We start from the raw sequence: 13,833 nt of genomic DNA, 5'->3' as shown, positions 1-13,833 counted from the left end.
GGGTGAGGTGTGGGGCGGCGGGGTTCGGGGGATGGTCGCGATCATGACAGATCGCACGACCCCGCCGCCCACCACCTCGGTCACCGCTCCCCCGCGCCGCCCCGCCCGCCAGCTCCTCGCCGCGTCCGTCGGCAACGCCGTGGAGTGGTACGACTGGTACGCATACACCTTCCTGGCCACCTACATCGCCGACCAGGTCTTCCCCAAGAGCGCGGACAACTCGCTCGTCCCGCTCCTGTCCACGTTCGCCGTCTTCGCGGTCGGGTTCTTCATGCGCCCGGTGGGCGGGCTGCTCATGGGCGCGGTCGCGGACCGGCACGGGCGGCGCGCCGCGCTCACGGTGACGATCCTGTCGATGGGCGGCAGCAGTCTGCTGGTCGGATTGACCCCGACGTACGCGGCCGTGGGCGTCCTCGCCCCGGTCGTGCTCGTGCTCGCCCGGCTGCTGCAAGGGCTCTCGGTGGGCGGGGAGTTCGCCGCGTCCACGACCTTCCTGGTCGAGTCGGCGGGCCCGGGGCGGCGCGGTCTGTTCTCCTCCTTCCAGTACGTGTCCACGTCCGTCGGACAGTTGGCTGCGTCGGGCCTCGCCGCGCTCCTGGTGGCCCTCCTGGACGACGGGCAGATGGACGGATGGGGCTGGCGCGTCCCGTTCGTCGTGGGCGCCCTGCTGAGCCTCGTCGGGTTCTGGATCCGGCAGGGCGCGCAGGAGACCCGGAGCGAGGACCTCGCCGAGCCGCAGACGCGTCCGGGCCTCTTCGACGCGCTGCGCCACCACCCGCGCGAGTCGCTGCTGATCTGCGGCATCACGGCGGGCGGCACGCTCGCGTACTACACGTGGACGTCGTACCTGCCGACGTACGCGGAGCTGAACACCGGCATCACCAAGTCCGACGCGCTGCTCGTCGGCACGATCGCGCTCGCCTTCTTCGCGCTGCTCCAGCCGGTCGGCGGCCTGCTCTCGGACCGGCTCGGGCGCAAACCCCTGCTGCTGTTCTTCGGCGTCGGCTTCGCCCTCCTCAGCGTGCCGCTGCTGCACTCCCTGACGGGCTCGTTCGCCTCGCTGCTGCTCGTCCAGTGCGCGGGCATGGTGCTGCTCACCGGCTTCACGTCGATCTCGGCGGCGGTCAACGCGGAGGTGTTCCCGGCGCGGGTCCGGGCGGCCGGGATCGGCTTCCCGTACTCGCTGACGGTCGCTCTGTTCGGCGGCACGGCCCCGTACATGGGGACGCTGTTCAAGGAGTGGGGGCACAGCGGGCTCTTCCCCTGGTATGTGGCCGTGCTGTGCCTGGTGTCGTCGGCGGTGTACCTGCGGCTGCCGGAGAGCGCGCACCGGGAACTGGAGCGCTGACCTCTTGTCCCGGTGTCGGCGGGCTGGCTAGCCTCGGCGGGCGAAGCGCTTCGACGCCGTCGCAGCCCCCTCCTGAGAGGCACCGCATGACAGGCGGACACCCGGTCGCCCCCGTCCTTCCCGGCTTCCACCCCGACCCCAGCGTCTGCCGCGTCGGCGACGACTACTACCTCGCGTGCTCCAGCTTCGAGTACTTCCCCGGCATTCCCCTCTTCCACAGCCGCGACCTGCGGCACTGGACGCGGATCGGCAACGTCCTCGACCGGCCCGAGCAACTGCGGCTGCCCGTGGGGTCCCCGTCGTCCGGCGGCCTCTACGCGCCGACGCTGCGCCACCACGACGGCCGGTTCTGGCTGATCGTCACCAACGTCAGCGACGCGGGGAACTTCCTCGTCACCGCCACCGACCCGGCCGGGCCCTGGTCGGACCCCGTCCCGCTGCCCGGCGTCCCCGGCATCGACCCGGACCTCGCCTGGGACGACGACGGCACCTGCTGGTGCACCGTCGCCGGGGTCTCCCAGGTCCGCATCGACCCGTACACCGGGAAGACGCTCGGCGAGCCGCGCCGCATCTGGTCCGGCACGCCGGGCGCCAAGGCCCCGGAGGCGCCGCACCTGTACCGCGTCGGCGACCACTGGTACCTGCTGATCGCGGAGGGCGGCACCGAGCGCGGTCACGGCGTGTCCATCGCGCGGGGTCCGGCGCCGGACGGCCCGTTCGAGCCGTGCCCCGCCAATCCGGTCCTGACGCACCGCTCCACCGACGACCCCGTGCAGAACACCGGCCACGCCGACCTCGTACAGGCGCCGGACGGCACGTGGTGGCTGGTGTTCCTCGGGGTGCGGGCGCGCGGCGGGTCGCCGGGGTGGCATGTGCTCGGCAGGGAAACGTTCCTCGCGCCGGTGACGTGGGAGGACGGCTGGCCGGTGGTGGGGCCGCTGGTCAGCGGCGCGGAGCGGTCCACGGCCGGGTACCGGGACGACTTCACGCGCCCCGGCCTCGCCCCCGAGTGGATCTCGCCGCGCAGCCGCCCCGCCGCGCACGTCACCACGCAAGAACCGCCAGGGCGACTGACGCTGCGCGCCGCCGGAGCCTCGCTCGACGCACCCGACGCGGTCTTCGTCGGACGGCGGCAGGAGGATCTGACGTGCCGCGTCCGCACCCGTATCGACGCGGCACAGGGGCGCGGCGGCCTGGCGGTGCGCCTCGACGAGCGGCACCACTACGAGATCGAGGCGGACGCGGAGGAGGTGCGCGTCGTCGCCCGGATCGGCCCGGCGCGCACCGTGCTCGCGGCGCGGCCCGCGCACGGGCGGCCGCTCGTCCTCGGTGTCGGCATCGCCGAGACGCGCACGCTCAGCGACCCCCGCACCGGCCCGGACACGGTGACCTTCGGGGTCGAGGAGGCGGACGGCACGTTCACCGCGCTCGCCGCCCTCGACGGCCGGTATCTGTCGACGGAGGTGGCGGGCGGCTTCACCGGCCGCGTCATCGGTCTCTACGCCACGGCCGGCACCGTCCGCTTCGACTGGTTCGCGTACGAGCCGGTCTGAGGGCCTACACCGCGCGCACGCCGTCGGCCGTGGCCCCCCGGGGGACGAAGGCGAGCCGGGCGAGGCGGACCTCGCCGTGCAGCCGGACGCGCAGGTCGCGCACGCCGGTGGCCGTGAGGTCGGCGTGCAGGGTGACGTACGTGTACGGGTCCGGGGTCGCCGGGACGGTGACGGAGCCGCCGTCGACGATCTCGACGACCCCCTCGCCCGCCGCCTCCACCCGCACGCCGGAAACCCCCTCGGGCCCGAAGTCGCACGTTTGGTACAGGAGTTCACCGGCGGCGCCGGATGCCGTCGTCACCGCGTCGCCCGTCGTCTTCGTGCGGTCCACGATCTCGGTGCCCCGCTGCTCGTCGTACGACGCCGCTGCGAGGCCGTCCGTGCGCACGGGGCGTGGCGCGGGGGCGTCCCCCGCCACCGTCAGCGGGATCGTGTGCCGGATGTCCTCGCTGGAGGCGCCGACGAGGAGTTCGTACGTGCCTGTCGTGACGCTCCACCGGTCGCGGGCCACGTCGTGGTGGCCGAGGTCGCTGAGCGGCACGGTGAAGGTGACGCGCTCGGACGCCCCGGCGGCGAGCGTCAGCCTGCGGTGCGCGAGGAGCTGGCGGCGCGGGCGCGGAACCGGCATGTCGAGCGGGCGGACGTAGAGCTGCGCCACCTCGTCGGCGGTGCGCGTGCCGGTGTTGGTGAGGGTGAAGGTGCATTCGAGGGTGTCGTCGCCGCGCGTCACGAAGGGCGCGTCGTACGCGAACGAGCTGTAGGACAGGCCGTGCCCGAACGGGTAGAGGGGTGTGCCCTCGAAGTAGAGGTAGGTCTGGCGGGAGCCGATGACGTCGTAGTCGAGCAGGTCGGGCAGGTCGGTGTCGGCCGCGTACCAGGTCTGCGGGAGGCGTCCGGCGGGGCTGACGTCCCCCGCGAGGACCCGGGCGAGGGCGCGGCCCGCCGCCTGGCCACCGTGGGCGGTCCACAGCAGGGCGGGCAGGGCGGCGTGGGCGTCGGGGACGGCGTACGGGTAGGCGGAGACCAGGGCGAGGGCGGTGTTCGGGTTCGCGGCGCGGGCCACCCGCCACAGCCGTTCCTGGTGGCCGGGCAGGGCGAGGGTGGTGCGGTCCTCGGTCTCGCGGCCGTTGATGTGCGGGTCGTTGCCCGCGACGACGATCACCACGTCCGCCTCGGCGGCGGCCCTGGCCACGGCCTCCTCGCCTCGCTCGGCGAACTCCACAGTGAAGATCGTGCCGGAGTCGGCAACCCGCACGCCGTCGGCGGCGACTGAGACGTACCGACCCGTTCCCGCGTGCCGCAGGAGGTGACCGTTTCCATGGGGTTCGAGCGCGTACGTCTCCTGGACGACCCAGCCTCCGGGCTGCTCGGCGGAGGCCCGCACGTAGCCGTCCTCGGCGACGGAGAGGTAGCGGCCGTCCGGGGCGCGCAGGGTGAGGACGTCGTCGCCCCAGTCGACGAGGGCGAACTCCGTGCCCTCGTCGGGGGAGGTGGTGAGGGGCGGCAGGTCGGTGCGGCCGGCGAGGAGGGCGGGGTCGAGGGCCGCCTCACCGTTGTGAGCGCCCTCGTCCTCGGGCGCGTCGGGGACCCGCAGCCACCCCGCCTCGCAGCGCAGCCGGACCCGGTCCACGCCCTCCGCGAACGTGACGTGCTCGGCGCCGAACCGCTCGTACAGGCCGTCGAGCGGGGTCGAGCGGTGGATCAGGGTGCCGCTGTACCAGTCGAGCTTGCACTCGCCGGCGAGGAGGCCGACCAGGGCGATCCTCGCATCCTCGGGCAGCGGCAGCAGGCCGTCGTTCTTGAGCAGCACGATCGCCTGCTCGGCGGCCTCCTGGGCAAGGGCGCGGTGGGCCTCGGTGTCGAATTCGCGGACGTCCGCGAAGGGGTCGGGGTCCGCGAACTCGCCGAGCCGGGCCCGTACGTCGAGCTGGCGGCGGACGGCCGTGTCGATGTCGGCCTCGGTGATCAGGCCCTGGTCGAAGGCGCGGCGCAGGCGTCCGACGATGGTGGAGGGATCCGTGCCGTGGTCGGTGAAGCTGTCGACGCCCGCGATCAGCGCGGCGGCGACCGCCTCCTCGTGGGTGGCGAAGTAGTGCTCGGAGTCGACGAGGTTGCTGGGCGCGCCCGCGTCGGAGCAGACGAGGAGCGCCTGGTCGGTCCAGGTGCGCAGGTGGTCGCGCAGGTACGGGGAGACGTGGTTGGGGCGGCCGTTGACCAGGTTGTAGGCGGGCATGACCCCGGCGACGGCGCCCGCCTCGACGGGCCGTCTGAAGGCCCGCAGGTCGTACTCGTGCAGGACGCGCGGGCGCACCGAGGAGCTGGTCGTGTCGCGGCGGGTCTCGTTGTTGTGGGCGAGCCAGTGCTTGAGGACGGGGGCGGTGCGCCAGTAGGCGGGGTGGCTGCCGCGCAGGCCGCGCGTGTAGGCGGTGGCGAGGGCGGCGGTGAGGTGCGGGTCCTCGGAGTAGCCCTCCTCGTTCCGGCCCCACAGGGGGTGGCGCAGCAGATTGACCGTGGGCGCCCAGACGTTGAGGCCGACGCGGTCGTCGCGGGCGCGCATCGCGCGGACCTCGGCGGAGACGGCGTCGCCGACGCGGCGCACGAGGTCGTCGTTCCAGGTCGCGCCGAGCCCGACGGCCTGCGGGAAGACGGTGGCAGGACCCATCCACGCGACGCCGTGCAGCGCTTCCTGTCCGGTGCGGAACGCGGCGAGGCCGACCCGCTCGACGGCGGGCGCGAACTGGTGGAGCAGCGCGATGCGTTCGTCCAGCGTCAGCGCTTCGAGGAGATCGTCGACGCGCTTGGCCTCAGGCGTGGGGACCTCGGCGTCGAGCGGGGGATTGTCGGTCACGTACAGGCCCCTTGGCAGAGAAACGGAAACGATGTCAGCAGTAATTTCGAAGCGCTTCGATGCTCCGCATCTGCCCGGGTAAGTGTCAAGAGTGGTGCGGCGAAAGTCGGTTGAGGAATTCCGTGCACCAGCCTTGTGACCCCAGAAACGTTCCCTTAGCCTCGCTGCAACATCGAAGCGCTTCGACAGAATTCGTCGCGTTCCTTGAAGGGTTGCCGCAATGACGCCGAACTCGCCTTCCGCCGCTCCCGCTCCCAGCCGGAGGAGTTTCCTCGCCTCCAGCGCCCTGGCCGCCGCTGTCGTGGCCGGCGGGGCACCACTGCTCACGGCCTGCGGCGGGACGGACAGCAAGGACCGGGAGGGCACCACGTCGGGGAAGGCCGCCGACAAGCTGCTGCCGACCTTCGTGGCCAGCGAGTTCGCCGCCCCGGACCTGCCGTCGAAGAACGGTTCGGCCGCCGGGTACACCGGCAAGGTGGAACTCGCCTCCCTGGCCGCCTCGGTCCCGGAGAAGCTCGGCACCGGCACCCCCATCAAGATCATGTCGCCGTTCTGGGGGTCGCCGCCGAAGGGCGACTGCGCGTACTACAAGGCGCTCGACGCGGCGGCCGGCACCAAGGTCACCTGGCAGAACCAGGACGGCAACACCTACGGCCAGAAGCTCGGCGCGATCCTCGCCTCCAGTTCGATCCCCGACATGGTGGTCGTGCCGTCCTGGGAGCTGGTCGGCAAGATCTCCAGCGCGGTCACCGCGAAGTTCATGGATCTCGGCCCGTATCTGGCGGGCGACAAGGTGAAGAAATACCCGAACCTCGCCGCGATCCCCTCCGACTCCTGGCGCATGGGCATCTTCGGCGGCGCGCTGCGCGGCATCCCGATGCCGACCGCCGCCGCCACGTTCAACATCCCGTACTACAGGAAGGACGTCTTCGACAAGAAGGGCTACGAGGTCCCCACGTCGACCGACACCTTCCTGAGCTGGGCGAAGGAGGCGACCAGCGCCAAAGCGAAGGTGTACGCCTGCGGTGACATGTCCTGGACCGCGTTCAACATCTTCGGGGTGCGGCCCTCCGGCACCCTCGGCTGGCACATCGAGGACGACGGCAAGCTGACGTACCGCATCGAGCAGCCCGCGTACCTGGAGGCGCTGGAGTGGACCCGCAAGCTGTTCGACGCGGGTGTGGTCCACCCCGACGACAAGGCCCGCTCGGGCGACGCGGGGCAGCGCTTCGGCGCCGGTCAGATCCTCATGTACAACAACGACACGTCCCACTGGTACGCCAAGACCGCCGAACAGGCCGCGTCCAACCCCGGGTTCGCGATGGACGCGATGGACCTCTTCGGCCCCGACGGCGGCGCCCCGCGGCTGTGGGCGAGCCAGCCCGCCGGCATCTGGTCGCTGATCCGCAAGGGCGCCTCCAAGGAGGTCGTGGAGAACGCGCTCGCCGCCGCCAACTTCGCCGCCGCCCCGTACGGCACGAAGGAGCGCATGCTCGTCGACTACGGCACCGAGGGCACCCACTACACGGTCAAGGACGGCGTCCCCGTCAAGAACGACCGGGGCAACCAGGAGGTCATCAACGCCTGGGTGATGCTCGCCGCCCCCGCTCCCTACTTCGCGCACCCCGACTACCCGGACGTGGCGCGTAAGCAGGTCGAGTGGGAGCAGCGGATGGGCGCCCACATGAGGAAGACGTCCACGTACGGCATGAACATCGTGGAGCCGACCCGCTGGGCCAACCTCTCCAGCCAGTTCGAGCAGCTGGAGATCGACTACGTGCGCGGCAACAAGAAGCTGTCCGACGTGCAGCAGGCCGTCTCCACCTGGAAGTCGTCCGGCGGCGACAAGCTGCGCGACTGGTACAAGAAGCTCATCGACGAGAACGGCAGCGGCCACTGATGTCCCTCACCGCCGGGAGCAGGCCCGACGGGACCCGCCCGCCCGTGGCCGTCGAGGAGCCGACGGCCGCGGTCGTCCCGAAGGCCGTCCCCGAGAAGCAGACGACGGGCAAGATCCCGTGGCGCGTCAGGCTGCGCCGCGACCGGGCGCTCATTCTGATGACGCTGCCCGCCCTCGCCCTGCTCCTCCTCTTCCACTACGTCCCGCTGCTCGGCAACGTCGTCGCGTTCCAGGACTACGACCCCTACGCCGCGAGCAACGGCGTCACCGCGATCCTCCACAGCCCGTGGCTCGGCGTGGAGCAGTTCTCGCGGATGGTGGACGACCCCCTGTTCTGGGACGCGACGCGGAACACCGTCGTCCTGTTCCTGCTCCAGCTCGTGCTGTTCTTCCCCGTCCCCATCGCGCTCGCGCTGCTCATCAACAGCGTGATCAGGCCCCGCGTCCGGGCCGTCGCGCAGGCGATCATGTACCTGCCGCACTTCTTCTCGTGGGTGCTCGTCGTCACCGTCTTCCAGCAGGTCTTCGGCGGCGCCGGCATCATCGCGCAGACGATGGAGAAGCACGGCTGGGGCGGCTTCGACCTCATGACGAACGCCGACTTCTTCAAGTTCCTCGTCACCGCGCAGTCCGTGTGGAAGGACGCCGGCTGGGGCATCATCGTCTTCCTCGCCGCCCTCGCGGCCGTCTCCACCGACCTGTACGAGGCCGCCGCCATGGACGGCGCGGGCCGCTGGCGCCGCATGTGGCACGTGACGCTGCCCGCGCTGCGCCCGGTCATCGCGCTCCTCCTCGTCCTGCGGGTCGGGGACGCGCTCAGCGTCGGCTTCGAGCAGTTCCTGCTCCAGCGCGACGCGGTCGGCGTCGGCGCCAGCGAAGTGCTCGACACCTATGTGTGGAACATGGGCATCCAGAACGGCGACTTCAGCTACGCGGCGGCAGTCGGCCTGGTGAAGGGCGCGATCGGGATCTGTCTCGTACTCGCCGCGAACAAGTTCGCTCATCTGCTCGGTGAGCAGGGGGTGTACAAGAAGTGAGCCTCAACACGCAGTTGATCCGCAGCCTTCAGGCGCCGCCGCGCCCCGTCTGGGAGGAGCCGCCGAGCAGGGCCGGGCTGACGGCGAAGGGCGGCTTCCTCGTCCTGTGCTGCCTCGGTGTCCTGGCCCCGCTGTGGATCGTCGTCGTCACCAGCCTCTCCCCCAAGCCCGTGATCGACCGGGCGGGCGGCCTCGTGGTGATCCCCGAGGGCATCACGTTCGTCAACTACACGGAGCTGCTCGGCGGGGGCCAGGTCAGCCGGGCGATCCTGGTCTCGGTCGGCGTCACGCTGGTCGGCACCGTGTTCTCCATGGCGGTGTCGGTCCTCGCCGCGTACGGGCTGTCGCGGCCCGGCAGCCTGGGCCACCGGTTCCTGCTGATGGCGCTGATGGCGACGATGTTCTTCGGCGCCGGGCTCATCCCGACGTACCTGCTCGTGCAGGCGCTCGGCCTCACCGACACCTATCTGTCGCTGATCCTGCCGAGCGCGGTCAGCGTCTTCAACATCCTCGTCCTGCGCGGCTTCTTCATGGGCATCTCGCCCGAGCTGACCGAGTCCGCGCGCATCGACGGGGCGAGCGACCTGCGCATCCTGCTCACGATCATCATGCCGCTGTCCCGCGCCGTCCTCGCCGTCATCTCGCTGTTCTACGCGGTCGGCTACTGGAGCGCCTGGTTCAACGCGTCGATCTACCTGAGCGACCAGGACATGATGCCGCTCCAGAACGTCCTCATCCAGCTCGTGCAGAAGAACACGGCGGCGCCGACCGGGCTCCAGCAGGCGGTGCGCACCGGTGAACTCTCCACGCTCGGGCTCCAGATGGCGGTCATGGTGCTCGCGCTGATCCCGGTCGCGGTGGCGTCGCCGTTCGTCCAGCGCCACTTCAAGAAGGGGATGCTGACGGGGGCGGTGAAGGGGTGAGCGTCTCCACCGACGGCCGCCTCCTGTTCGGCGGCGACTACAACCCCGAGCAGTGGCCCGAGGAGGTGTGGGCCGAAGACGTGGCCCTGATGAAGGAGGCGGGCGTCACCACGGTCACGGTCGGCGTCTTCGCCTGGGCCAAGCTCGAACCCCGGCCCGGCGCGCGGGACTTCGGCTGGCTCGACCGGCTGATGGACCTGCTGCACACGCACGGCATCGGCGTCGTCCTCGCCACCCCGACCGCGTCCCCGCCGCCCTGGCTCGGCCGCCTCCACCCCGAGACGCTGCCGCGCGACGAGGACGGGCACATCATCTGGTGGGGCTCGCGCCAGCAGTTCTCCCACTCCTCCAGCGCCTACCGCCGCTACGCCGCCGCGATCACCGAGGACCTCGCGATCCGGTACGGGCACCACCCGGCGCTGCGCATGTGGCACATCAACAACGAGTACTGCACCTCCGACCACGGCGACGAGGCCGCCCGCGCCTTCCGCGACTGGCTGCGCGCCAAGTACCGCACGCTCGACGCACTGAACGAGGCGTGGGGCACGGCGTTCTGGAGCCAGCACCTCGACACCTGGGCGGACGTGATCCCGCCGCGCCGCGCGCAGTACACCCGCAACCCGGCGCAGCTCCTCGACTTCCGCCGGTTCACCTCGGACGCGCTCATGGAGTGCTACGTGGCCGAACGCGACCTCGTACGCCGCCACTCCCCCGCGCATGTCCCGGTCACGTCCAACTTTATGCCCTTGTGGGTGGGGCAGGACGGCTGGGCGTGGGCGGAGCAGGAGGACGTGGTCTCCGTCGACGTCTATCCCGATCCGCGCGACCCGCTGGGCGGGCAGTACAACGCGATGATCGCCGACATGACGCGCGGCCAGGCCCGCGGCCCCTGGATGGTGATGGAGCAGGCGGCGGGCCCAGTGAACTGGCGCGAGGTCAACCACCCCAAGCCGCCGGGCCTCAACCGCCTCTGGTCGCTCCAGGCCGTGGCGCGCGGCGCGGACGCGGTCCACTACTTCCAGTGGAGGCAGTCCCGGCAGGGCGCGGAGAAGTTCCACTCGGGGATGGTCGGGCACGCGGGCGCGGAGGGCCGGGCCTTCGCCGAGGTGAAGCGCATCGGCGCCGAACTCGCCAAGCTGGCCGTCGCGGGCACCCATGAGGCGTCCGGCATCGCCATCCTGCACGACTGGCACGCCTGGTGGGCGGGTGACCAGGACGGCAGACCGTCGAAGCGCGTCACGTACGAGGGTGTCGTACGGGCCTGGCACCGGGCGCTCTGGGAGGCGCACCTCCCGACCGACTTCGCGCACCCCGAGCACGACCTGTCCCCGTACAAGGTGGTCGTCGTGCCGCAGCTCTACCTGCTCACGGACGCGGCGGTCGACAACCTCGTGGCGTACGTGCGCGGCGGCGGGACGCTCGTGTGCGGGTTCTTCACCGGGATCGCCGACGCCGACGACCGCGTACGGCCCGGCGGCATGGACGCCCGGCTGCGCGAGCTGTTCGGCATCCGCACGCTGCACGAGTGGTGGCCGCTCGATGCGCACGAGTCCGTGGAGTGCGGAGAGTTCCGCGGCACGCTGTGGTCGGAGGAGCTGACGGCCACCGAGGACGCCGACGTGGTGGCCGCCTACCGGGGCGGCGACCTCGACGGGCTGCCCGCCGTCCTGCGCCGGGGCCGCGCCTGGTACCTCTCCACCCTCCCCGAACCTCCGGCGCTGTCCTCGCTGCTCGCGGACGTGGCCGCCGGGGCGGGCGTACGGCCTCCACTGTCCGGCCTCCCCGCAGGGGTGGAGGCCGTACGCCGGGGCGGGCTGCTGTTCCTGCTGCACCACGGGCGCGGCGAGACGGTGGTGCCGCTGCCGGACGGTGCGGCGTACGAGGACGTGCTGAGCGGCGCCCAGTACACGGGGTCCGTGACACTCGGCCGGTTCGGTGTGGCCGTGCTCGCCCGCGAGGAGCGGGGGGCCGGTGCTGCCTGAGCATCCGCACGGCACCTGGGAGCCGACGCCCGCCGCACGCTGGGAGGACGCCTTCCTCAGCGGCAACGGCCGGCACGGCGCCCTGGTCCTCGGTGACCCGCACGACGACCGGGTGATCGTCACCCAGCACACCTTGGTCCGCCCGGACGGCGCGGGACCGCAGCCGGGCCCGCCCGCCCTCGCCGACCGCCTTCCCGCGCTCCAGGACAGTCTCCTCGCGGGTGACGTGGACGCCGCCGAGCGGTTCACGGACGGGCGCGCGCTGCGCTGGGTGCGGCCGTTCCATCCGGCGTTCCAGGTCAGGTTCGTCCGGGACAGCGTGGTGTGGCGGGGCTACCGCCGCACCGTCGACTTCGCCACCGGGGTCGCGGGCGCCCGGTGCGGCGGCTGGCACAGCCGGGTCTTCGTCTCCCGCGCGGACGACGTGGTCGTGCGGTACGTGACCGGGCCCGGCCTCCACGGCGAACTGTCCCTGGACCACCGGCTCGCCGGGGTCCCGGACCGGCTGGGTGTCGGCCGCTCGATCGTCCTGACCCCGTACGGCGCCCAGATGACGCTGCGCTGCCGCTACCCGGGCAGCGACCTGGCGTACACCGGGGTGACGCTGGCGCTGACGCACGGCGGCCGCACCTCGGTCGGTGTCAGGGGACTGCGCGTCGAGGGCGCGACGGGGCTGCTGCTGCTCACGCGGGTGCACCGGCACACCGGCGAGCTGGACGCGGCCACGGAGGCGGCCGGTCTCGCGGCGCTGGTGACCGGTGACCCGGCCGTCACGTACGCGGACCTCCTCGCCCGGCACGAGGAGTTGCATCGCGCCGCGTACGAGCGGGTGACGTTCGACCTGCACGCGCCCCCCGCCGAGCGGGGCCTTCCCGGCAGCGCCCTCCTTGAGCGCCCGGAGAGCCACGCCCTGCTTGAGCGCTTGTTCGCGGCGGGCCGCTACCACCTGCTCAGCTCCTCGGGCGTCCTGCCGCCCCGGCTGACCGGGCTGTGGACCGGTCAGTGGGACACGGCGTGGTCGGGCGCGTTCACCACGGACGCCAACCTGAACCTCCAGACGGCGTCCGCCGCGGCCTGCGCCCTGCCCGAGGTCAGCGCGGCGCAAGGCGCCCTTGTGCGGGCCCAGTTGCCGCACTGGCGCGACAACGCCCGGGAGATCTTCGGCGCCCGCGGCATCGTCGCGCCCGCCCACACCGACGGCGAGTCCGGGCACTCCTGCCACTTCCAGCGCGCATGGCCGATGCACCTGTGGACGGCGGGCGCCGACTGGCTGCTCACGCCGCTGGTCGAACAGGCCGAGACGACAGGTGACCGGCCCGCCTGGCTGGCCGCCGCCCTCGCCGAGGTCGCGGTGTTCTACGAGGACTTCCTCAGCCGGACCGGGCCCGACGGGCGGGTGGTCGTCGTGCCCTCGTACTCGCCGGAGAACCGTCCCGCGAACGCGAGCTGGGGCACCCTCAACGCCACCATGGACATCGCGGCGGCCCGGCACGCCCTGCGCACCGCCGCCGCCTGGCACCCGGGCGGGCCCGAGGCCGACCGCTGGACCGCGCTCGCCGACCGGCTGCCCGAGTACCGGGTCAACCAGGACGGGGCGCTCGCGGAGTGGGCCTGGCCCGGCCTCGACGACAGCTACGACCACCGCCATCTCAGCCACCTGTACCCGGTGTGGCCGCATCACGAGATCAACCCCTACGACACCCCCGGGTGGGCGAAGGCGGCGCACCGGGCGCTCGAACTGCGCGGCGCCGAGAACGACTCGGCCCACGGGCACCTCCACCATGCCCTGATCGCGGCCCGCCTGCGCGACCCGGCCCGGGTCGCCGACGCCCTGCGCCACGTCCTGACCGGCGACTACTTCCACCACTCCCTGATGAGCGCGCACTATCCGCGCCGCGACGTGTACAACGCCGACGCCGCGCACACCCTGCCCGCCCTCCTCACCGAGACCCTGCTCCAGTCCACGCCCGACCGGCTCGTTTTGCTGCCCGCGCTGCCCGGCGGGTGGCGGCGCGGCGCCGTGACCGGCCTGCGCACCCGGTTCGGGGCGCGCGTCGACCTGCGCTGGTCCGGTGCCACGTGCACGGCCGTCGTCCGCCCGGAGCGCGACGCGGACGTGGCCCTGATGACCCCCGTCGGCGGTCCCGGGCGCCTGCGCCTGACCGCCGGCGAGGACCGCGAACTGCGCCTGCGCACAAGGTAGTTCGCGGACCCGACCCCCACCGACCATGGAAGGGAACCC

8 protein-coding genes are annotated in these 13,833 nt (G+C 72.3%); 7 read left to right on the top strand and 1 reads right to left on the bottom strand.

What is annotated here, in order from left to right; genetic code table 11:
• The first annotated feature begins 43 nt into the window (after window positions 1–43).
• Together ABZ877_RS30020 and ABZ877_RS30015 are read left to right on the top strand one after the other, a co-directional pair.
• A complete protein-coding gene (locus ABZ877_RS30020) occupies window positions 44–1,348 on the top strand; it encodes an MFS transporter (RefSeq protein WP_361077298.1) in 1,305 nt (434 codons plus the stop codon).
• Between the two features lie 86 nt (window positions 1,349–1,434).
• Window positions 1,435–2,901 (top strand): glycoside hydrolase family 43 protein, encoded by a 1,467-nt coding sequence (locus tag ABZ877_RS30015; RefSeq protein ID WP_361077295.1) that lies wholly within the window; start codon window positions 1,435–1,437, stop codon window positions 2,899–2,901.
• 4 nt (window positions 2,902–2,905) lie between these two features.
• Here the strand turns inward: ABZ877_RS30015 and ABZ877_RS30010 are convergent, their stop codons facing one another.
• Complete coding sequence (locus ABZ877_RS30010; RefSeq protein ID WP_361077292.1) at window positions 2,906–5,749, bottom strand: glycoside hydrolase family 3 C-terminal domain-containing protein; 2,844 nt, start codon at window positions 5,747–5,749, stop codon at window positions 2,906–2,908.
• Window positions 5,750–5,969: 220 nt separating this feature from the next.
• On the opposite strand from ABZ877_RS30010, the gene ABZ877_RS30005 reads away from it, so the two are divergent.
• The 5 genes from ABZ877_RS30005 to ABZ877_RS29985 are packed head-to-tail and all read left to right on the top strand — an operon-like array spanning window position 5,970 to window position 13,794.
• Window positions 5,970–7,649 (top strand): extracellular solute-binding protein, encoded by a 1,680-nt coding sequence (locus ABZ877_RS30005; RefSeq protein ID WP_361077289.1) that lies wholly within the window; start codon window positions 5,970–5,972, stop codon window positions 7,647–7,649.
• Window positions 7,649–8,686, top strand: coding sequence for an ABC transporter permease subunit (locus ABZ877_RS30000; protein ID WP_361077286.1), 1,038 nt, complete (start codon window positions 7,649–7,651; stop codon window positions 8,684–8,686). The genes ABZ877_RS30005 and ABZ877_RS30000 overlap by 1 nt, the downstream gene beginning before the upstream one ends.
• Complete coding sequence (locus ABZ877_RS29995) at window positions 8,683–9,609, top strand: carbohydrate ABC transporter permease (protein ID WP_361077283.1); 927 nt, start codon at window positions 8,683–8,685, stop codon at window positions 9,607–9,609. Before ABZ877_RS30000 ends, ABZ877_RS29995 begins: the two co-directional genes overlap by 4 nt.
• On the top strand, window positions 9,606–11,591 hold the full coding sequence (locus ABZ877_RS29990; protein ID WP_361077280.1) for a beta-galactosidase: 1,986 nt from the start codon (window positions 9,606–9,608) through the stop codon (window positions 11,589–11,591). Before ABZ877_RS29995 ends, ABZ877_RS29990 begins: the two co-directional genes overlap by 4 nt.
• Window positions 11,584–13,794 carry a glycoside hydrolase N-terminal domain-containing protein gene (locus ABZ877_RS29985; RefSeq protein ID WP_361077453.1) on the top strand — a complete coding sequence of 737 codons (2,211 nt, stop codon included), beginning with the start codon at window positions 11,584–11,586 and terminating at the stop codon, window positions 13,792–13,794. The genes ABZ877_RS29990 and ABZ877_RS29985 overlap by 8 nt, the downstream gene beginning before the upstream one ends.
• Window positions 13,795–13,833: the final 39 nt, after the last annotated feature.

This window comes from Streptomyces sp. NPDC046939, from assembly GCF_040644575.1.
Classification (GTDB): domain Bacteria; phylum Actinomycetota; class Actinomycetes; order Streptomycetales; family Streptomycetaceae; genus Streptomyces.
This window is presented reverse-complemented; position numbering and strand designations above follow the sequence as displayed.

What these genes read in the sequence shown, in the direction of transcription:
- ABZ877_RS30020 (WP_361077298.1), top strand. Translation starts at nt 44, where the DNA reads ATGACAGATCGCACGACCCCGCCGCCCACCACCTCGGTCACCGCTCCC.
- ABZ877_RS30015 (WP_361077295.1), top strand. Translation starts at nt 1,435, where the DNA reads ATGACAGGCGGACACCCGGTCGCCCCCGTCCTTCCCGGCTTCCACCCC.
- ABZ877_RS30005 (WP_361077289.1), top strand. Translation starts at nt 5,970, where the DNA reads ATGACGCCGAACTCGCCTTCCGCCGCTCCCGCTCCCAGCCGGAGGAGT.
- ABZ877_RS30000 (WP_361077286.1), top strand. Translation starts at nt 7,649, where the DNA reads ATGTCCCTCACCGCCGGGAGCAGGCCCGACGGGACCCGCCCGCCCGTG.